The organism is Pontibacter silvestris (assembly GCF_020907275.1).
Lineage (GTDB): Bacteria > Bacteroidota > Bacteroidia > Cytophagales > Hymenobacteraceae > Pontibacter > Pontibacter silvestris.
In genome coordinates, this window is the sequence record NZ_JAJJWI010000002.1 from 233,486 (window position 1) to 253,717 (window position 20,232).

Genomic DNA, 20,232 nt, shown 5'->3' on the forward strand with positions numbered 1-20,232 from the left:
TCTTTGTTTATTCCCAAAGTTTAATGATAGAGAAAAGTTGTTCCTTATTTTTGAAATCTTAAGCAACTATTATTAAAATGACACCACTTCCTTGACTATATATTTGGAGTTCATCACACTCAGAGCGCCCATGTATCGAAGGTTGAACTTTAATACATCACCAACTTTACAATGCTGCTTATTTTCTCCAAGTTCAACAACTAGCATATCAGAGCTTGCCCCAACTACACTTAAACTTTCGTCTTTAGGAAGCAGGAACTTCGGGTTAATGTCCAGCAAGCCTACATCCAGAATAGCACGATGTGATTTTTTCCCATAAAGGCTTTCATCAATTTCAAAGCTGTGCCCACTAGGATTTTCGGCCAGCATGCCATTCGGCAACATAGGCTTTTCTGTTAGCTCTATAATCTCAGTCTCAAGTTCAAACACATCATCGTGCATTCCCTCAAAAGTTTCTCCTGTAAACAAGTTTAGTCCAAAGAAGAGAGCTTCCCCAATACGGAAATGGTTAACACCTTTTGGCAGCTCATGATGAAACAATAAAGGAATAGTTACAGACGTTCCTCCAGATATCCAGGGGATATTCTTATTGAACTTTGCATCAATTATCTGTTTATACAGGCATAACTGAATTAGCTTATCTTGGGTGGGCATAACACCATACAAGCAGTTGAAATTAGCGCCTAAGCCTATGACAGAAATGCCAGGTAACTCGAACACTTTCTCATAAAAATTAAGCAGCTCATCACCCATTACGCCCTCACGCAAGTCGCCCATCTCAATCATGATAATGATTTTATGAAGCTTACGCTGCCGCACAGCCTCTTCCGACAACAGCCTGATTATATCCAGTTCTGTCTGAAAACTTACATCAGCATACTGAATAATGTCTGATATACTTTTTTTAGGGGCAGGTTTAATGTAAACTGTCTGTACATCAGGAGCCATTTCTTTAATCGTTTTGAGGTTGCTGACACGTGAATCATGTACCTCCACAACGCCAAGGTCAAGCACTTCTTTCAAAAAAAGCTCATTCCCACACAGAAGCTTTGTTACTACACCCCAATCAATTCCCTCATCCTGAAAGACCTGATTGATATGGTTGTAATTTTGCTTCAGTTTATCTCGATACAGCCTAAGAACAGCCATCGTTTATCTTAAAAGTCTATATTCTAAATATTTATTAGTGAAGCCCATTTTCTCATAAAGATGACGGGCAGGGTTCTGTGGCTCCACATGCAAGGCTATGCTTCCGGTAGTGTTGTCAGCAGCTAACTGCACAAGTTGCTTGCCGACTCCTTTTCCGCGCTGGCTGCTATGCACAGCTACATAAACCAGTATGTTCTCAGGAATAAAGCCACTCATGCCTGTGTTGTTCAGAATAAGTGCGCCAACTACTTTCCCATCCTCGCGTGCTACAATAACAGAACCTCCTTTACCTTCAGCTTGAGACAGAGCATAATCCATGCACTTTGAGATGTCTGTACGGGCATCGCCATACTCATCCAAGTGCTTAAACAAAAAGTCTATCACTTCGTCTCTGGTTAAGTCTTGTTCTTTGCCGGGCGTATAAATGTTGTACTGGACGCTGTTATTTTCTACCATACTTGCTTATTTCTTTTTATCAGGATATAGAATAGTTAACGTAATATAAATGATTAAGGAAGCTGTAAGCCCAAATAAGTTCGGGTCCAGGTTAAACGGAAGCCGGAACGTCAGGTTTAGCCATAAAATATGAACTATGCTGTTATCTGAAACTGCCTGACTCAGTATTTCTTTGATTTCTAAACCACTCAAGCTTCCGAGGCTAGAGCTAATTTCTGCTGGAATGTAGGGTTGTAGTACATGGGCAAGCCCTGTCGCGTCCGCCTGTATGTCTGAGGGCGAAAGCATAAATACTTGTAGAATCACCGTCGTTATTCCTCCAACCAGCATTGCCCAAAATGCGGCTTTACTGCTTCTTCGTTCCCAGAAAAGAGCACCCAATACAGGCACAAATAATCCTGAAACCATAAATGCATAAGAGTATAGCATCATATCCAACACATTCGTCATCATAGTGGCCAGCCACAGCGCCAGCGCACCAACCAGTAAGGTTATTAGCTGTGAGAGTCGAAGAGTAGCGGGAGCATCAGGGTCAATCTTTTTGAAATGCCCTATGATATCTGTAACAATATTGCCGGAAGATGCCATCAGGCAACTATCTGCTGTGGAGAGGATGGCAGAGAAGTAGGAGGAAAGCATCAGGCCCATTAAACCCACAGGAAGTACTGTTCGCAACAGCATTGGCAGCCCCGTTTCAGGGTCCACCACTTCGCCTGCGCCTAAGTCGGCAAACATGCCCTGTTCTGCTGCAACACGTGCCAGCATACCTAGCGCCACACCCATAAAAGCCATTATGGGCCACTCAAATAAGCCGGCTATATACCAGGCTCGTTTCGCTGTCTTAACATCGCGGCAGGCATAAATGCGTTGGTAAAGCGTCATGCCGACAAACCAGATGGGTATGATAGTAATGGCCCAATTCACTAACTGTTGCCACGTAATATTTGACAGGCTTAAAAATTCTTCAGGCAAGGTAGTTTTTATTGCTTCTATACTTCTACCAGACTGGGCTGTTAACCAACCTAAGTCAAACAGGTTGGAAAAGCTTATTTTCTCTATGCCTCCGCCAACGGCTAAGAACGACACAGGCACTCCAATAAAAATCAGGCCGCCCATTAGCACTGCCCACTGCACTGTATCGGTGTATATAACGGCTTTTAAGCCCCCCATTACAGTATAGACAACGGCAATAATACCCATAATAAGTAAGGCCGTATTTAGATCGAGGTCTATAAAAGTACCACTTGCTAATTTTGCGCCTGCTAAAATCTGGGAACTGGTAAAGCCTGTATAGCCTATGGCTGATATGACACCTGCCAGTAAAGCTACACGAGTATCAAAGTAATGTCCGAATATCTGAGGGAAAGTAAGAAAGCGTTCAAAAGCAGGGTTGTTTTTTACTTTGGGTATAAGAAAAACTGCAGCCAGCCAGGCACCTAGAAGTCCGGTAAAAAGCATCCAGGAACCAGATAAACCCATCGCAAATCCCAAACCGCCCAGACCAATGGAAAAGCCTCCGCCCACATCTGTCGCTACGACAGACAAACCAATATGGCCACTGCCCATGGTACGACCGCCAACATAATAGTCGTCAGCTCCCTGGTTTTTTTTCAGGAAATAAAAGCCTACCCCTAACATGGCGAGCATATATAATACAAAAATTATTAAGTCAATGTAGTGCATTAGCGGAAAAGTATAATTCTGATAGCGGGCTTAGCGGTTGGTTATCTTCAAATATAGGTAAATATTTGCTTAAACAGGAAGTTTCGAGGCACTAAGGCTGGTTTTGGTAAGTAGGTGCAACTTACACTAGTGGTAATTTGTGCAATAATACATGGCTTGAGGAGCTAGTGCCACAGAAACTGGATTAGGGTGCTTCTTTTAATATATTAAGGAATAAGTCCAATTCATTTGATGAAAAATTAGAATATTTTAGCATCAGTAGCTTTTAAAAACAGAGGTGAGGGTATCATAAAATATTGAGAAGTCTAATTATAATACAAGACTTCTTATTGAATATGAGTAAATAAATAAGTATTTGCACCAGCAGTAAGTAGTTGTACTTAAACTCTATTATGTATTACTACAAAACATTGGAAGACAGGAGTGTATAAGATTGAATTTGTTTACCCTGAATAATATTCCTTTTTTATAGCCAAAGGTTTTTTATCTTTACAGTAGGTGATGGGGTACCACCTGAAACCGCCTGTACATCCTGTATATCGGCTGATGACTCCTGCGAAGTTTGCAAGTATATCTTGCGCTTGTAGTATATTTGTCATTAGCTGAAACCAATGAATACAAAAGCATCTCAACAATCTTCCTTTAAAAAGCTTTTAAGCAGGCTCCTTGTTACAGGAGAGCAAGTAAATGCCTTGCTGTATACTTTTAAGTGGCTACTTGTTTGTGTGGTGGTAGGTGTGCTGGTAGGTAGTGCTTCAGCCTTTTTTCTGGTATCACTAAATTGGGTAACAGATTATCGGGAGGCACATCCCTGGATTATCTGGTTTTTGCCTTTAGGTGGTTTAATTGTAGGCTTGTTGTATTACTATTATGGTCAGCGGGCAGCAAAAGGAAATAATCTGCTGCTAGAGGAGATACACCATCCAACGCAAATCATTCCTTTCCGCATGGCTCCATTGGTGCTGTTCGGCACTTTGGTGACACACCTGTTCGGTGGATCTGCTGGCAGGGAGGGTACCGCTGTTCAAATAGGAGGTACTGTTGCTGACCAATTTACGAAAGTGTTTCGTCTGCGCCCGCGCGACCGTAAAATTTTGATTATAGCAGGTATCAGTGCCGGCTTTTCATCTTTATTTGGCACTCCACTGGCTGGGGCTATTTTTGGGCTGGAAGTTTTTATTATAGGCCGTATCCGCTATGATGCCCTTATGCCTAGTTTTCTGGCTGCTGTTATAGCCGATTATGCCTGCCTGGCTTGGGGTGTTCACCATACACAGTACAGGATCTCTTTTGTGCCGGAACTGACTATAGCTGGCATTGGATACACTCTTATAGCTGGTGCCATATTTGGATTGACGGGAATGGCATTTGCCAAAGCAACCCATTTTTGGGGAGAGCAGTTTAAACAGCGAATTGATTATGCTCCCTTTCGCCCTTTGGTGGGTGGTGCTGTTATTGCTGTAGTGGTTTGGATGATAGGTACGACTAAGTATGTTGGTTTAGGTATACCTACAATTTTAGATTCATTTACTGGTTTACTGCCTGTTTATGATGCGGCAGTTAAAGTTTTGCTTACATCTTTTACCTTAGGTGCAGGGTTTAAAGGAGGAGAGGTTACACCTCTGTTCTTTACAGGTGCAACACTAGGCAATGCTTTGTCTCAGGCAATACCTTTGCCGATGGCGCTTTTGGCAGGAATGGGTTTCGTTGCTGTGTTTTCCGGAGCAACGAATACGCCCTTAACCTGTACTATTATGGCCATAGAACTTTTCGGTGCTGAAAGCAGTGTGTTTATGGCGCTTGCTTGTGTAACAGCGTATCTTTTTTCCGGGCATTCGGGCGTTTATGGAGCCCAGATAATTGGCTCCCCTAAAAGCTTGTTCTACGGACGGGAGAAAGGAATAAATTTATCATCAGTGACAGCAGCAAGGAAGAAAAGAAAAAAAAATTAACATTCATTTTTACCTTTACCTACTAAGTGTAAGGTTTAAACCTTCTGATAAAGTTAAATGTTACAACATGTTATATATCATGTTGTAAACAGTGGCTAGTATTGTTTGTTTTACGTATACTTTATGTGTAATAACATAAGCTATCACGAAGGTTATGACAAGATTAGCTTTACTATTGATGCTTTGTCTGCTTTACTCATGCGGGACCAAAGCACAGGAAGTTTTAAGCCAAAAAAGAGATACAGCATACTTTGCCGGAAAGAGAAAGCATGTCACGATTCCTTTTAAGCTAGTCCATAACCTGATTATAATTCCCGTAAAAATCAACAACTCTACAGAGTTGAACTTCATTCTTGACTCTGGGGTAAAGAATACGCTAATTACCCGTTTATACTATTCAGATTCTCTAAACCTGAATCACACCAACAAATTGTATCTTAATGGCTTAGGAACTGGTTACGATATCGAGGCAATTCATTCAACTGGGAACACTATGTCCTTACCCGGAATCAGAGGTGATAACCATGAGGTATATGTACTGTTGGAGGATATCTTTAACCTATCAACGCGTATGGGAATGCCTATGCATGGTATAATAGGGTACGATATCTTTAAAAACTTTGTGGTGAAGATAAACTACAGTAGTAAAAGGTTAACTTTATACAGGCCAGATATCTATGTAAAAACAAAGAAGCGGGCCGAGGAGTATCCCTTGCACTTAGATAAAAGTAAAGCATATATTTTTGCCAATATTAATCAGCATAATGGCGACAGTTTAAAAGTAAAGCTTGTAATTGATACTGGAGCCAGTCACTCCTTGTCGTTGTATCTGCCTAGTGACAATAGAATAAGCCTGCCGCCCAAAGTAATGGAAGCTTACCTTGGCAGGGGCCTGAATGGTGATATTAACGGGAAAATTGGGCGGTTAAACAGCTTTAAAATAGGTAAATATGAACTCCTGAACTTGCCCGCATCTTATCCGGATAAAGAAGCGATTCAATTAGCTATAAATTTGTCTAACCGGAATGGGAACCTTGGTTCTGAAGTGCTTAAACGCTTTGATGTGCTGTTTGATTATCCTCACAAAAGGCTGGTGCTAATACCAAATAAGAAATTTAAAGAACCTTTCCACTATAATCTGGCTGGGTTCGAGGTAAGCACACCACTACCAGGAACAAACTTATACATTGTTTCAAATGTGGTTGATAACTCACCAGCCAAACAAGTAGGATTGCAGCCAGGGGACCAGCTACTGTTAATCAATGGAAAAAGTTGCTCTGATCTTCAGTTAACAGAAGTGCTGGAAATGCTAGAAAGCAAACCCGGAAGAAAATTAAAAATGAAGCTCCGCCGGGAGTCTCAGGAAATTGATGTTAATCTGGTATTACAAAGTCGTATCTAGCACTAATTAATTTTAGCATCTGTGCTATTTAAATCAAGGTAAACCTGAAGGCCTAACAATGCAACGGCCAGTACAATAAGAAAAACAGACACTGCTAATCTTATTTTGGGTACAGGTTTTACATAAACGTTACCATGCTCGTCTTTTGCTGTAAAACGTAGTCCTGAAAGAATAAGCCCGTTGCCGAAGCTCAGCCAAATGGCTGCTGTAAGTATCTCCCGTGAAAGTAAAAGGCTCACAGTGCCAATAGCAGAAAATAGTATCCCTACAAAAGTTGTTATAGAAAGTTTCTTCATAAACAGCATAAATCCTGCACAACTGCAAGACGGTTGTAAGGCCGCAAGTTAAAACTTTTTAAAATGAATTTGCTTGGCAAAAGAGCCCTGAAAACTCTTTTGCCAAGCCTACAGCCTAAACTATAGCATTGATGGAACGAAAAATTAATTTTTTTTATTCATTTTATTGGATATTTAAAAAATAATCCGAAACCTTTGCTAAGAAAAAATGGGTATAAAAATCAAATTCCCATTTTAATAGTTTAGAAAATGCAAAAAAAGGCGCTTTTATCATCTTTCGTGGTAAAACACTCTTACAACAAGAGTGCGACTTTTTCTGTCCTTGCCAAAAGGATAGTTTCCAGGCCTTATACAACTCCAGTCCGCTACAGGCCCTAGGCCGACGAGCATCTAGATTACTTACGTAGTAATCATTATTCCAATACACTTTTTACTTATTTCATTGAATTGCTAATAAACATTGGCTGGTGTCAACTACACAGCCTGTTTTAGTCGTATTCACTATTCTTTAAGGAGTTTTTAATTGCTGTCTAAGTACAGCATTGCTATATATTTTAACATTATGGCGGATCAATCAGAATTTATCGTCAAAGTTGCTGATGGGCAACATGTTATTTATGCGTTACAGATATGTGACGAAATGGAATCTTCGGCAAAGGCCAGAGGTACCGGTATAGCCAAGCGCTCTCCAGATTATATTGCTCAAAAGATGATGGAGGGCAAAGCTGTAATTGCGCTGCAAAAAGATGGTACCTGGGCAGGCTTTTGCTATATCGAAACCTGGGGTCACGGCAAATATGTTGCTAACTCAGGACTGATTGTGTCGCCACATCTACGTAAAAGTGGCCTTGCAAAGCAAATTAAGCAAAAAGCGTTTGAGTTATCCCGCCAGAAATATCCTGATGCGAAACTATTTGGTTTGACAACAGCGCTGGCCGTAATGAAGATTAATTCTGACCTGGGCTATCAGCCGGTAACCTATTCTGAGTTAACCGACGACGAAGCATTCTGGGCAGGTTGCAAAAGCTGTGTAAACTACGAGATCCTGACACTTAAAGGACGTACGAACTGTCTTTGCACAGCTATGCTGTTTGATCCGTCAAAGGAAAAGAAAATTAAAGCTGTTCAGGAGCAGGAGACAACAAAAGAGCTTGTTATTATTCCTGCACTAGCTGAACCTGTATCAGAAAACGACGAAACAAAAACCTATCAACTCAAAGCATAACGTAAAACTAAAAGATGAAGAAAAAAGTAGTCTTAGCCTTTAGTGGCGGCCTCGATACTTCCTACTGTGTTAAATATCTGAAGGAAGAGAAAGACCTGGAAATATACTCTGCCCTGGTAAACACCGGTGGATTTACAGAACAGGAACTAAAAGAGGTAGAGCAGAGGGCTTACGACCTGGGTGTGAAGCAGCATACTACACTAGATGAAGTTGAAAGCTATTACCAAAGCTGCATAAAGTATCTTGTTTTTGGTAATGTGCTAAAGAACAATACCTATCCTTTATCTGTAAGTGCGGAACGCGTGACGCAGGCGATGGCTATTGCACGTTATGCCAAAGAAGTTGGTGCTGAGTATGTAGCGCATGGTAGCACCGGTGCCGGTAACGACCAGGTGCGCTTCGATATGATTTTCCATATCATGATTCCCGATGTTCAGATTCTGACACCTATCCGGGACAATAAACTTTCACGGGAGGAGGAAATTGAGTTTTTGAAGCAGCATGGCGTGGAGGTAGATTTTAAGAAGGCGCAATACTCTATTAATAAAGGTATCTGGGGAACCTCAGTAGGTGGTAAAGAAACGCTTACTTCTAACACGCCTTTGCCTGAAGAAGCTTATCCGACGCAGGTTACCAAGCAGCAACCAGAGCGCATAACGCTACACTTTGTAAAAGGAGAGTTGGTTGGTTTGAACGATGAAACCTACAGCAGCCCGGTTCAGGCTATTCAGGCGCTACAGGAGATAGCAGCTCCTTTTGGTGTTGGTCGTGACATACATGTGGGCGATACAATTATTGGCATTAAAGGACGTGTGGGTTTTGAGGCTGCTGCCCCCATGGTCATCATTAAGGCACATCATACGCTGGAGAAGCATGTACTAACCAAGTGGCAGCTTAACTGGAAAGACCAGTTGGCTATGTTTTATGGTAACTGGCTACACGAAGGACAGTTCGTAGATCCGGTAATGCGTGATATTGAAGCTTTCCTGACAAGTACGCAGGATAAGGTTACAGGTAAAGTATATGTATTACTGGCGCCATACCGATTCCAGGTGGAAGGCATAGATAGTGAGCATGACCTGATGTCGTCTAAGTTTGGCAGCTACGGCGAAATGAACAAAGCCTGGTCTGGAGAAGATGTGAAAGGCTTTGCTAAAATCTTCGGCAACCAAGCCATGATGTACCACAAAATAAATGAGACAAGTTTCTGATGAGGGAAATAAAAGCAGGTATAGTAGGGGCTGCGGGTTATGCCGGAGGAGAGCTGTTGCGCCTTTTACTGCAGCACCCAAATGTATCGCTTCAGTTTGCACAAAGTCAGAGCCAGGCAGGTAAACCAGTATCAGACATACATAATGACCTGTTGGGCGAATTAACCATTTCTTTTACTGCTGATGCCAGTGCCGAAGTAGATGTGATATTTTTATGTGCCGGACACGGGAAGGCCAGAGAGTTTTTGGCTGCTAATCCCGTTCCTTCCTCTACTAAGATCATAGACTTGAGTCAGGACTTCCGTTGGAATGAAAGTACAACTGGTGAGGTAGTAGAAACAGCTGATAAAGCTTTTGTGTATGGCTTGCCGGAGCTACAGCGTGAGCAAATAAAAGAGGCACAAAATATTGCAAACCCAGGTTGTTTTGCCACGGCCATGCAGCTGGCTCTTTTACCTTTAGCAAAAGAGGGTAAATTGCTACAGGAGGTACACATCAGTGGCATAACAGGGAGTACTGGGGCTGGACAAGCTCTCAGCCCAACCTCGCACTTTAGCTGGAGAACAGAGAATGTTTCGACCTATAAGGTAATGGAGCATCAGCACCTGCGTGAAGTAGGTCGAACACTGAAAAGCCTGCAAACTGATGAGGTGCCTGCCATTCACTTTGTTCCTTATCGTGGACCATTTGCCAGGGGAATTTTCATTACAGCTTACATGGCTACTGAACTTTCGCTGGATGAAGCAAAGCAACTTTATAGCACTTACTATAGTGGTCATCCGTTTACGGTTATCAGTGAGAAAAATCCAGATTTGAAGCAGGTGGTAAATACGAATAAGTGTGTACTTCACCTGCAGAAGCATGGAAAAATGCTTGTCGTGTCCAGCCTGATTGATAACTTATTAAAAGGAGCCGCTGGGCAAGCTGTTCAGAACATGAACCTGATATTTGGTCTGCAAGAAACAAATGGTTTAAAATTAAAGGCAAGTGCCTTTTAACTTATTAAGGAATAATGTGTAAGGGGAATAAAGTGTTGATATCTATATAGTTGCCCCCCCCTAATATATTTATTTAATATTTAATATCTTAGCACCTAAAATATAACAAGATGAACCTGTTCGATGTGTACCCGCTCTTTGACATAGAGCCCGTAAAGGCCGCTGGCCTTGTTGTTTGGGATAGTCAAGGTAAAAAATATCTTGATTTATATGGCGGACACGCCGTTATCTCTATCGGTCACAGCCATCCTCATTACTTAAAGCGCCTGGCAAGGCAGATGTATGATATTGGATTTTACTCTAATGCCGTTAAAATGCCTTTACAGGAACAGCTGGCAGAGAAGTTGGGGGAGATGAGCGGGTACACAGGTTACAGTCTCTTTTTATGTAACTCGGGTGCCGAAGCTAACGAAAATGCCTTAAAGCTGGCCTCTTTCCAGACAGGACGCAAAAAGGTGATTGCTTTTAAAGGAGCTTTTCATGGCCGTACCTCTGCTGCCGTAGCCGCTACAGATGATCCTTCTATTATTGCACCTATAAATGAATCAGATAACATTATCTTCTTACCTCTAAACGATTTAAGTGCTTTCGAACAAGCCTTACTGGAGGTTGGTGATAAGTTAGCGGCAGTTATAGTTGAGGGTATGCAGGGAGTGGCTGGCGTAAACATTCCGGATACTGCTTTTCTCAAAACTGTGGCAGCTGGCTGTGAGCGTGTAGGGGCTAAGTTAATTCTGGATGAGGTACAGTCAGGTTATGGACGTTCCGGTAAATTCTTTGCTCATCAGTACACCGATGTAAAGCCGGATATTATAACTATAGCAAAGGGAATGGGTAATGGTTTCCCAGTAGCTGGCGTACTAATCAGTCCAGGTATCGAAGCGAAGCATGGTATGCTCGGCACTACCTTTGGAGGCAATTATCTGGCTTGTGCTGCTGGCCTTGCGGTGCTGGAAGTAATGGAGCAGGAAAACCTCATCGAGAATACAAATAAAATAGGCAATTACCTGATGGATGAGCTACGCCAGGTTAGCTCAGTAGTGGAAGTGAGGGGCCAGGGTCTGATGATTGGTGTGGAGTTACCTGAACCATGTGCTGCCGTACGCAAGTCTCTGCTATATGAACATCAAATATTTACGGGTGCCTCTAAAGATAAAAATACTCTGCGATTGCTGCCGGCTCTTTGTATAACAAAGGCGCAGGCAGATCAGTTTTTAGAAGCTTTTCAGGCTGTTTTAGCTGAAACAGTTTCTTAAATAATTTGGATTAATCTTGTTTTAAATTAAGTAGTTATAGCATCAAAGTTCTCTCCTGGTTATAAGAGGGGACAGGAGTGGTTTAATTGTGAAGTAGAAGCAGAGAGAAGAGGAAAAGCCATTTCCCAAAACAACCTCCACATGAAAAATTACACCTCTGTACACGATGTAGCCGATGTTGCGGCTCTTGTTAACGAAGCTTTAGAAATTAAAAAAGCACCTTTTGCCCATAAAGAACTGGGAGCTGGTAAAACATTAGGTTTGATTTTCCTGAACCCAAGTCTCCGTACTCGCCTGAGTACTCAGAAAGCCGCCTTAAATTTGGGCATGAACGTAATGGTAATGAACCTTGATAAAGAAGGTTGGGCGCTGGAGATACAGGAAGGTGTCGTGATGGATGGAACAACTGTGGAGCACATCAAAGAAGCAGCAGCCGTTATGGGGCAATACTGTGATATTCTGGGGCTTCGCTCTTTCCCGAAATTACAAGATAAGGAAGAAGACTATAGTGAAGATATCCTGAATAAGTTTATCAAGTACGCTGGTATTCCTATCTTGAGTTTAGAGTCTGCTACCCGTCATCCTTTGCAAAGCCTGGCAGACCTTGTTACCATTACAGAAAAAGCACCAGCAGGCAAGCGCCCTAAGGTTGTGTTAACCTGGGCGCCCCACGTAAAGGCTTTGCCGCAAGCTGTTCCAAATTCTTTTGCTGAATGGATGTGTAAAGCAGATGTTGATTTCGTGATCACTCATCCGGAGGGCTACGAATTAGAAGGCAGCTTTACTGATGGCGCTACCATAGAATATGACCAGGATAAAGCTTTGGCAGAAGCAGACTTTGTGTACGTTAAAAACTGGTCAAGCTTTCAGGACTATGGTAAAGTGCTGAGTGATGGTAAAGGATGGATGATGACGCCAGAAAAGCTTAAAGTAACCAATGATGCTAAGGTAATGCACTGCCTGCCAGTGCGTCGTGGCTTAGAATTGAGCAATGAAATACTGGATAGCCCTAGCTCTATAGTTATAGAAGAGGCGGGAAATCGTGTATATGCAGCTCAAGCCGTTCTGAAGCAGATGTTGGAAAGCCTTTGATTTTAAGGTAAGTTACAAAAGCCTCTTTTCTTAAGGCGCTCCGTATATTAAATTAAACTTTATATACGAATCCAAAGCGTTACCCAGTATTTTTACAATCACGAATTCTACTTTAAACCCTTCATGCAAAGCCTACACGTTGTTAAAATCGGCGGGAACATTATAGATGATCCGTTAAAGCTGTACCAGTTTTTAGAAGATTTTTCGGCCTTAGACGGGCTGAAGGTGTTGGTACACGGAGGGGGCAAAATAGCATCTGCAATAGGACAGCAATTAGGTATAGAACCTAAAATGATGAACGGACGCCGCATCACCGATGAAGAAACGCTTCGGATAGTAACGATGGTGTATGGTGGCCTGGTGAATAAAAATGTGGTGGCCCAGCTGCAGGCATTCGGCTGTGATTCGATTGGTTTAACAGGTGCTGATGCCAACATAATACAAGCTACAAAGCGACCTGTTGGAGAAATTAACTATGGTTTTGCAGGAGATATCAAAGGTCCTGAAAGTATAAACACTGCCATTTTAACTGCTTTCCTACAAAATAGTTTAACACCTGTACTAGCACCGCTTACGCACAATGGACAAGGCACCATGTTAAATACGAATGCTGATACCATAGCTTCTTCCATTGCAGTTGCTTTAGCTCAGAATTTTGATGTACATTTAATGTACTGCTTTGAGAAGAAAGGCGTGCTTAGAGATGTGAATGATGATGCTTCTGTGATTTCCAGTGTATCAAAAGAAGAGTATGCGCAACTGAAAGAGGAGGGAATTATAGCAGCAGGCATGATTCCTAAACTGGATAATGCGATGAAAGCCATTCAGGAAGGCGTTCAATCGGTTTACATCTGTCATGCAGATGATGTACTCGAGATTGTAAAGCATAAAGCAGCTTTAGGGACAAAACTATATACTTAACAAGTTTATTAAATACAAAGGGCATATGAATATACATAGCAAACGAATTGCTGTTTTAGGTGGAGGTAACATGGGTGCCTTATTAGCCAAAGGCCTAGTGGCATCAGGTAATTATGCTCCTGAACATATAACTGTTACCCGCCGAAATATTCGTTTGCTGGATGCACTGGCGAAAGATGGTTTTCATGTGACAGATAACAACAAAGTCGCTGTAGCCAGTTCAGAGATTATTGTGATAACTGTTTTGCCGCAGCAGTTAAACAAAATGCTGGACACCATCAAAGATGATGTTGATCCTGAGAAGCATTTGATTGTTTCTATTGTATCTGGTGTTTCAGGCCACGACATTACCTCAAGAATCGGTAAAGAAGTACAGGTAGTACGTGCCATGCCCAATACTGCCATAGCAGTTAGGGAATCAATGACTTGTATAGCAACCGGCAACGCTTCAAAAGCAAATATGGAGCTGGTTAAGCAGTTATTTGACACAGTTGGCGAAACCATTGAAATTCATGAGGAACTGATAACCTCTGCTACGGCTCTTTGTGCCTGCGGTATTGCTTTCTTTCTGCGCTCTATTCGGGCCGCTTCACAGGGTGGTACTGAAATAGGCTTTCATGCGGCTGAAGCTTTGCATATGGCTGCTCAGACAGCCAAAGGTGCTGCTTCTTTGCTGTTGACACAGAAAACTCACCCTGAAAATGAAATTGATAAAGTTACTTCTCCAAAAGGTTGTACGATTGCTGGTTTAAATGAAATGGAGCATTTTGGCTTCAGTTCAGCTCTCATCAAAGGCATTATCATGTCTGCAAACAAAGCAGGAGGGCTTTATACGGAAGATAAATAAACTTGCAGCAATCCATATACAGTTGAACTCTAGCTGCTATTTTTGATATTCTTAATTAATGCAAAATTTCACATCTTCAGCTATTACTAAGCAAAACCTATTTGACAAACTTTATAAGGAAGCTTTAGGCTTACTAAAGCAGCTTATTAGTACCGAATCTCTTAGTCGGCAAGAAGATGGTACTGCTAAAATAATCTTTGATTTCATGCAGCGGCATAGTGTGGATGTTCAGCGTAAGGGGAATAATATTTGGGCTTTCAATAAATACTTTAACTCCAACCTGCCTACTGTATTACTCAACTCGCATCATGATACTGTCCGGCCAAACCCAAGTTGGACAATAAACCCCTTTAAGCCATTGGTGAAGGACGGGAAACTATATGGCTTAGGGAGTAACGATGCCGGAGGCTGCCTTATATCTCTTATTGCGACTTTTCTTTACTTTTACAATCAGCAGAATTTAAAATATAATATAGTTATTGCTGCCACGGCTGAGGAAGAAGTTTCAGGCACAGGTGGTATTGAGAATATACTGCAGGAGTTGGGAAAGATTGATTTTGCTATTGTGGGGGAACCAACACAGATGCATCTGGCTGTGGCAGAGAAAGGACTGCTTGTACTGGATTGCGTGGCACATGGTAAAACAGGACATGCAGCGAGAGAGGAGGGGCTTAATGCCATATACGAAGCCCTGCCTGATATAGCCTGGTTCCGTAACTACCAGTTTGAAAATATATCAGAGACGCTTGGGCCGATTAAAATGACTGTAACAGTAATAGAAGCCGGTAAACAGCATAATGTCGTACCGGATACCTGTAAATTTACTGTTGATGTACGTGTAACAGATGCTTATACACTGGAAGAAGTGCTGGAAACGGTGCGAAAGCATGTGAAAGCGGAAGTGTCGCCTCGTTCGGTTCGCCTGCAGCCCTCCAGTATTTCTTTGAGTCATCCGATTGTGCAGGCAGGTTTAAGTTTAGGCAGAACAAGCTATGGTTCTCCCACAACATCAGACCAGGCTTTATTACCAGTTCCTTCTCTTAAACTTGGTCCTGGCGACTCTGCCCGTTCTCATACAGCTGATGAGTTTATTTATCTCGATGAACTACAGGAGGGAGTTAGTCTGTATGTACAGATGCTTGAAAAAATAGTTCTTTAGAATATTAAAGAACATAGGAATAAAGGCTGTTCTTATGTTTTATATGAAATGTTAGATAAGAATTAAATAATTCACTTTAATCTAATCAGCTTTATTCTTTTAAATTAACAGGTTATTCAATAATACAGTAAGATGAAACTCTGGCAAAAACAGACACAGGTACTGGAGGAAATAGAACGCTTTACAGTTGGAAAAGACCGTGAACTAGACCTCGAACTGGCCCCTTTTGATATACTAGGTTCTCTGGCACACACCCAAATGCTGGCACAGGTAGGCCTTCTGGATAAGGAGGACCTACATACAGTGAAACGGGAGTTAAAGCAACTATATAAAGAAGTAGCTGAAGGTGCTTTCACTATTGAAGATGGCGTGGAAGATGTGCATTCGCAGGTAGAGCTGTTATTGACACGAAGAGTAGGTGATGCAGGAAAAAAGATTCATAGTGGACGCTCACGCAATGATCAGGTTTTAGTGGATCTTAAACTGTTCTTGCGTCACAAATTACGTGAAGTGGTTGTACAGGTAGAAGAGCTGTTTAGTACGCTGCAAATATTAAGCGAAGAACATAAGGATAAGCTATTACCGGGCTATACACATCTGCAGGTAGCGATGCCATCTTCTTTTGGTTTATGGTTTGGTGCTTATGCCGAAAGTTTAGTAGATGACCTGCTATTGGTACAGGCTGCTTACCGCATCAGCAATAAAAACCCATTGGGTTCTGCCGCTGGCTATGGGTCCTCATTCCCTCTAAACCGGCAGCTGACAACAGACCTGTTAGGGTTTGACAGCCTGAACTATAATGTAGTGTATGCGCAAATGGGCCGTGGCAAAACAGAACGGACAGTTGCAACTGCACTTGCTGCTGTGGCCGCCACTGTGGCCCGAATGGCCATGGATTTATGCCTTTACATGAGCCAGAACTTTGCTTTTGTCACTCTACCGGAAGAGCTGACTACTGGCTCCAGCATTATGCCGCATAAAAAGAACCCTGACGTGTTTGAACTGATGCGCGGTAAGTGCAATCGCCTGCAGGCATTACCGAACGAGGTTGCTTTACTAATGACAAACCTGCCTTCCGGTTATCATCGGGAAATGCAAATACTGAAGGAGAACCTATTTCCTGCATTTACGGAGTTGCAAAACTGTCTGCAAATGGCAACTTATATGCTGCCGCGGCTGCAGTTAAGGGCAGACATCATGAAAGATGAGAAGTATAAATATGCTTTTAGTGTAGAAGTGGTGAATAACGAAGTACTACGGGGAGTTCCTTTCCGAGATGCTTACAAAAATATTGGAGAAGCTATAGCGGAGGGCTCTTTTGAAGCACCAGCCTCTGTAAATCATACTCATGAGGGCAGTATAGGCAATTTATGTACCGATCAGGTAAAAGAACAGATGCAGCGTGTGCTGCAGGAGTTTGATTTCCATAAAGTAGATAATGCTGTCATGCAGTTGCTTGAAAACTGATATAATTTTTTTTGCTTTTTACAAAAGCCTCACTTTGACATGTGGGGTTTTTGTTATACTGAGTGTATAGATGATTCTTGTAAGGCACCAACCTTATGGAATACTAACTAAGGTTAATGCGATTTTTATCTTGTAAAATTTACTAGTACAAGAAATACATTTAAGGTATAAAGGGCACGTCTTATATAATAAAAGCTAATAATTCTTTGCCCTGTAATTCCAACATAGATACACACACAGCAGACTACTCCACCTGTGGCCCTATGAACCTGCACGCGGTTTATCAGTATTTTAATTTAAGTATTGCTGATAGGATTCCTGCTTACCTGCGACACAAATCTAATACTGATGAATATACAGGTTTCGAGGTGGAAGTTAACCAAGCATTTGTACTACAGAAACATGATGCATGGCAACAATTAAAAAAAACATCAATGTTTCATTATCCTGTTTGTTGTCTTATTATAATGCAGAAATGGATGATAAAGGTAAAAACCTTTTAAAAAAATAGGTCTAAAAATTTAAACCAAAACACAGTGATTGTAGTATTGTATCAAATATGAATATTAGTTCATATTAATTTTTAAGCATGCTGCAACAGAAGTTTAAGGGGAGGATGGCTTAAATATTTTACAAAATGTTTTATTTAAATCACTTTAAAAACTATGGGAATTAAAAGTTTACTGAAACTGGTAGTGGCACTGGTTGTTGGGCAATTAATGTTTGCTTGTAATTCAGCAAAGTATTATGAGTTTACTCCAAACAAAGCAGGAGCTTATAATACTATAAAGCAAAAGCCTGCTCCTGAACAAGAAGAGCGTGTGGCACCTGAAATAGCTGTTGCTGTGGAGAAAGATGTTTTAGTTGCAGATGTTGAGCCAGTTTTAGAGGCTAGCGTAGCATCAACACCAGCTTACTCAAATGAGTCAACTGCTTCAGTTACCGCTCCTGAGGTAATCACAAAAGAAGAAGCCAACATAACAGAAGCGAAAGCTATAGCAATGGCCAAAGAGCGACTATCTAACATGACCAGAGCAGAAAAGAAGGCCATGAAGAAAGAGATTAAAGATGTTATCAAATACCAATCAGGTAGCTCCAGAACATCTGTAGTGGAAATTATCCTGGCTATTATTTTACCACCGCTTGCTGTATTCCTGCACGATGGCATTGGAACATCTTTCTGGATTAACATTATTCTGACACTATTATTCTTCTTGCCAGGTATTATACATGCCTTGTTAGTAGTAACTGATACCATTTAACATCAGAAATAAAATCCTTTAATAATAAAACCTTCACCTAAAGTGAAGGTTTTATTATTATTTACCATATGTTACCTTATTTAAAGTGACCATACTGTCTTGTTGCAATTTATTTCTGTCTTCAAACTTTATCATATTACCTTTTTCCTCAGTGTCACCATATAATCCGATAAAGCTATTCCTTTTTTTAAGAAAGACACCTCTCGTACCGATTGAACTCCTTCCGACATTAAGCTATAATTTGCCCATAGTGTATCTCCTGTCATTTCACCTTGAAGGGAACCATAATTTTTATCTCTCTCATTCAGGTGATATGTTAGATTACCTGTAACTTCTCGATTTTCATCTATAGTTATATAAAGTAAAATACTGTCTTTCTTCTGTATGTAAGCATAACACTGTGGCGCAACAGTTTCACTGGCTACAATAGAGTTAGTTGGTCTATCTAAAGTTTACTTGGGACTATTATCACAGGAGATTAAAACACTCAAAAGGCCGGGCAGTACATAAAGTTTATGAGGCATAGCTGGTTTAGTTATCTTGTGAATGAATTAAATAAATTCATAAAACTGCACTTGGAGCAATTTCGTAATAGCATAACTAACATCTATTAAACATACCACACATCACCAGGAGACACATTTAGATGGATATTATCTCCCTCAGAAATATTGCATTCTACTGTCTTAACTCTTACAACAGCCTCTGATATAGAGACTGTAAGCTCGTAATAGCTGCCAAAGAAGGTTATTTTTGTAACTGTTCCTGTAATAGCTTCACTGTCTTTTTCTATTATTTTAAAACTCTCCGGGCGAACAAGTATTTTCTTTCCGTTCTCTTTTATTCCTGCTAAGCGGGAATAAATTTCTGTGTTTGCAGCACCTATTAAATTGTAGCTGCCAAACAGAGCAGCGGTATATTCATTAACGGGTTGCCTGTAAATTTGCTCAGGCTTTCCCACTTGAAGAATTTTCCCATCCTTTAGAACAATGATTTCATTTGCCCAGGAAAGAGTGTCTAGCGGATCATGTGAGATAAGGGTACAGGTTATTCCAAGACTTTCTCCTATATCATAAATTACAGATTTCAGAATATCCTTATGACCTGAGTCAAGGTTCGAGTATGGTTCATCGAGCAACAAAAGCCTAGGCCATGTGGTAAGTAGGCGGGCCAGGGCAATACGCTGCCTTTCACCGCCAGACAACTCATCTGTTCTTCTTTTAAGTAAATGCTTAATCCTGCAGACTTCATACAAGGTATCTGCTTCTTCGCCTGATAGTGTGTTGGCATATTTCAGTACTTGCTCCACCCGCAGGAACTGAGGCAACTCAAACTGTTGGGACAAATAGGCTATTTCCGGGTGCCCTGCCACTAACCTTTCTGCCGGACCTTTTACTCTTTCATCATCAAAAAGCACTTCGCCTGTATCCGGTTGCATCAACCCTGCAATTGTTTTTAGCAAGGTGCTTTTGCCTGAGCCTGTTTCTCCTGAAATAGCTATTTTTTGAAACTCTTGTTGGGTAAAGCTGATGTCATTTAAGACAAATCCTCTATCTTCCTGTACACAGATTCCTGATACATATAATAAACTCATATATAACTTTAAGAGGTAATTCCTTTATGTGAAGATTCTAAGTTTACCAACATCTTACTTAAAATAAAGTGACAGACGAAACAAGCTTTGGAAAAAGAAGTCTAAAGTGATTCCGACAAAACATTAATAAGCAAGAGGTATAGCACAAGGTCAAATGTACAGGATAGGTGTTAGGATTCCCACTTTTAATATATAGAAGTTAAAGCGTAGATAACCTGGAGGGTTGTATATGAGCGAATTGATTGTATGCCAGATGGGAGCT

17 protein-coding genes and 1 riboswitch are annotated in these 20,232 nt (G+C 41.2%); of the genes, 12 read left to right on the forward strand and 5 right to left on the reverse strand.

Going from position 1 to position 20,232, the window contains the following annotated elements:
• Positions 1-72: 72 nt before the first annotated feature.
• The 3 genes from LN995_RS02720 to LN995_RS02730 are packed head-to-tail and all read right to left on the reverse strand — an operon-like array spanning position 73 to position 3,288.
• On the reverse strand, positions 73-1,149 hold the full coding sequence (locus tag LN995_RS02720) for an alanine racemase (RefSeq protein WP_229958145.1): 1,077 nt from the start codon (positions 1,147-1,149) through the stop codon (positions 73-75).
• 3 nt (positions 1,150-1,152) lie between these two features.
• Positions 1,153-1,605, reverse strand: a complete 453-nt coding sequence (locus LN995_RS02725; RefSeq protein WP_229958147.1) for a GNAT family N-acetyltransferase — start codon at positions 1,603-1,605, stop codon at positions 1,153-1,155.
• A 6-nt stretch (positions 1,606-1,611) separates the two neighbouring features.
• Positions 1,612-3,288, reverse strand: coding sequence for a sodium:solute symporter family protein (locus LN995_RS02730; RefSeq protein WP_229958149.1), 1,677 nt, complete (start codon positions 3,286-3,288; stop codon positions 1,612-1,614).
• 488 nt (positions 3,289-3,776) lie between these two features.
• Positions 3,777-3,851: riboswitch (Fluoride riboswitch) on the forward strand.
• A 48-nt stretch (positions 3,852-3,899) separates the two neighbouring features.
• On the opposite strand from LN995_RS02730, the gene LN995_RS02735 reads away from it, so the two are divergent.
• Together LN995_RS02735 and LN995_RS02740 are read left to right on the forward strand one after the other, a co-directional pair.
• Complete coding sequence (locus LN995_RS02735; RefSeq protein WP_229958151.1) at positions 3,900-5,240, forward strand: voltage-gated chloride channel family protein; 1,341 nt, start codon at positions 3,900-3,902, stop codon at positions 5,238-5,240.
• A 154-nt stretch (positions 5,241-5,394) separates the two neighbouring features.
• On the forward strand, positions 5,395-6,642 hold the full coding sequence (locus LN995_RS02740; protein ID WP_229958153.1) for an aspartyl protease family protein: 1,248 nt from the start codon (positions 5,395-5,397) through the stop codon (positions 6,640-6,642).
• A 2-nt stretch (positions 6,643-6,644) separates the two neighbouring features.
• Here LN995_RS02740 and LN995_RS02745 read toward each other — a convergent pair whose 3' ends face one another.
• Positions 6,645-6,938, reverse strand: a complete 294-nt coding sequence (locus LN995_RS02745) for a hypothetical protein (RefSeq protein WP_229958155.1) — start codon at positions 6,936-6,938, stop codon at positions 6,645-6,647.
• 562 nt (positions 6,939-7,500) lie between these two features.
• Here LN995_RS02745 and LN995_RS02750 point away from each other — a divergent pair.
• From LN995_RS02750 to LN995_RS22000, 10 genes are all read left to right on the forward strand, one after another.
• Complete coding sequence (locus tag LN995_RS02750) at positions 7,501-8,163, forward strand: GNAT family N-acetyltransferase (RefSeq protein ID WP_229958157.1); 663 nt, start codon at positions 7,501-7,503, stop codon at positions 8,161-8,163.
• Between the two features lie 14 nt (positions 8,164-8,177).
• Complete coding sequence (argG, locus tag LN995_RS02755) at positions 8,178-9,374, forward strand: argininosuccinate synthase (protein ID WP_229958159.1); 1,197 nt, start codon at positions 8,178-8,180, stop codon at positions 9,372-9,374.
• A complete protein-coding gene (argC, locus tag LN995_RS02760) occupies positions 9,374-10,372 on the forward strand; it encodes an N-acetyl-gamma-glutamyl-phosphate reductase (RefSeq protein WP_229958160.1) in 999 nt (332 codons plus the stop codon). Before argG ends, argC begins: the two co-directional genes overlap by 1 nt.
• Positions 10,373-10,482: 110 nt before the next feature.
• A complete protein-coding gene (locus LN995_RS02765; RefSeq protein WP_229958162.1) occupies positions 10,483-11,628 on the forward strand; it encodes an aspartate aminotransferase family protein in 1,146 nt (381 codons plus the stop codon).
• A 141-nt stretch (positions 11,629-11,769) separates the two neighbouring features.
• Complete coding sequence (locus LN995_RS02770) at positions 11,770-12,720, forward strand: Rossmann-fold NAD(P)-binding domain-containing protein (protein WP_229958164.1); 951 nt, start codon at positions 11,770-11,772, stop codon at positions 12,718-12,720.
• Positions 12,721-12,843: 123 nt separating this feature from the next.
• Positions 12,844-13,641 (forward strand): acetylglutamate kinase, encoded by a 798-nt coding sequence (gene argB / locus LN995_RS02775; protein WP_229958166.1) that lies wholly within the window; start codon positions 12,844-12,846, stop codon positions 13,639-13,641.
• Positions 13,642-13,666: 25 nt separating this feature from the next.
• Complete coding sequence (gene proC / locus LN995_RS02780; protein ID WP_229958168.1) at positions 13,667-14,488, forward strand: pyrroline-5-carboxylate reductase; 822 nt, start codon at positions 13,667-13,669, stop codon at positions 14,486-14,488.
• A 58-nt stretch (positions 14,489-14,546) separates the two neighbouring features.
• The gene (locus LN995_RS02785) at positions 14,547-15,647 is read left to right on the forward strand and encodes a M20 family metallo-hydrolase (RefSeq protein WP_229958170.1); all 1,101 of its coding nucleotides are present in this window, start codon (positions 14,547-14,549) and stop codon (positions 15,645-15,647) included.
• Positions 15,648-15,779: 132 nt separating this feature from the next.
• Positions 15,780-17,114: an argininosuccinate lyase gene (argH, locus tag LN995_RS02790; protein ID WP_229958172.1), complete on the forward strand. Its 1,335-nt coding sequence runs from the start codon at positions 15,780-15,782 to the stop codon at positions 17,112-17,114.
• 665 nt (positions 17,115-17,779) lie between these two features.
• The gene (locus tag LN995_RS22000) at positions 17,780-18,376 is read left to right on the forward strand and encodes a YqaE/Pmp3 family membrane protein (RefSeq protein WP_317206920.1); all 597 of its coding nucleotides are present in this window, start codon (positions 17,780-17,782) and stop codon (positions 18,374-18,376) included.
• A gap of 610 nt (positions 18,377-18,986) precedes the next feature.
• Here the strand turns inward: LN995_RS22000 and LN995_RS02800 are convergent.
• On the reverse strand, positions 18,987-19,970 hold the full coding sequence (locus tag LN995_RS02800; protein ID WP_229958174.1) for an ABC transporter ATP-binding protein: 984 nt from the start codon (positions 19,968-19,970) through the stop codon (positions 18,987-18,989).
• Between the last annotated feature and the right edge of the window lie 262 nt (positions 19,971-20,232).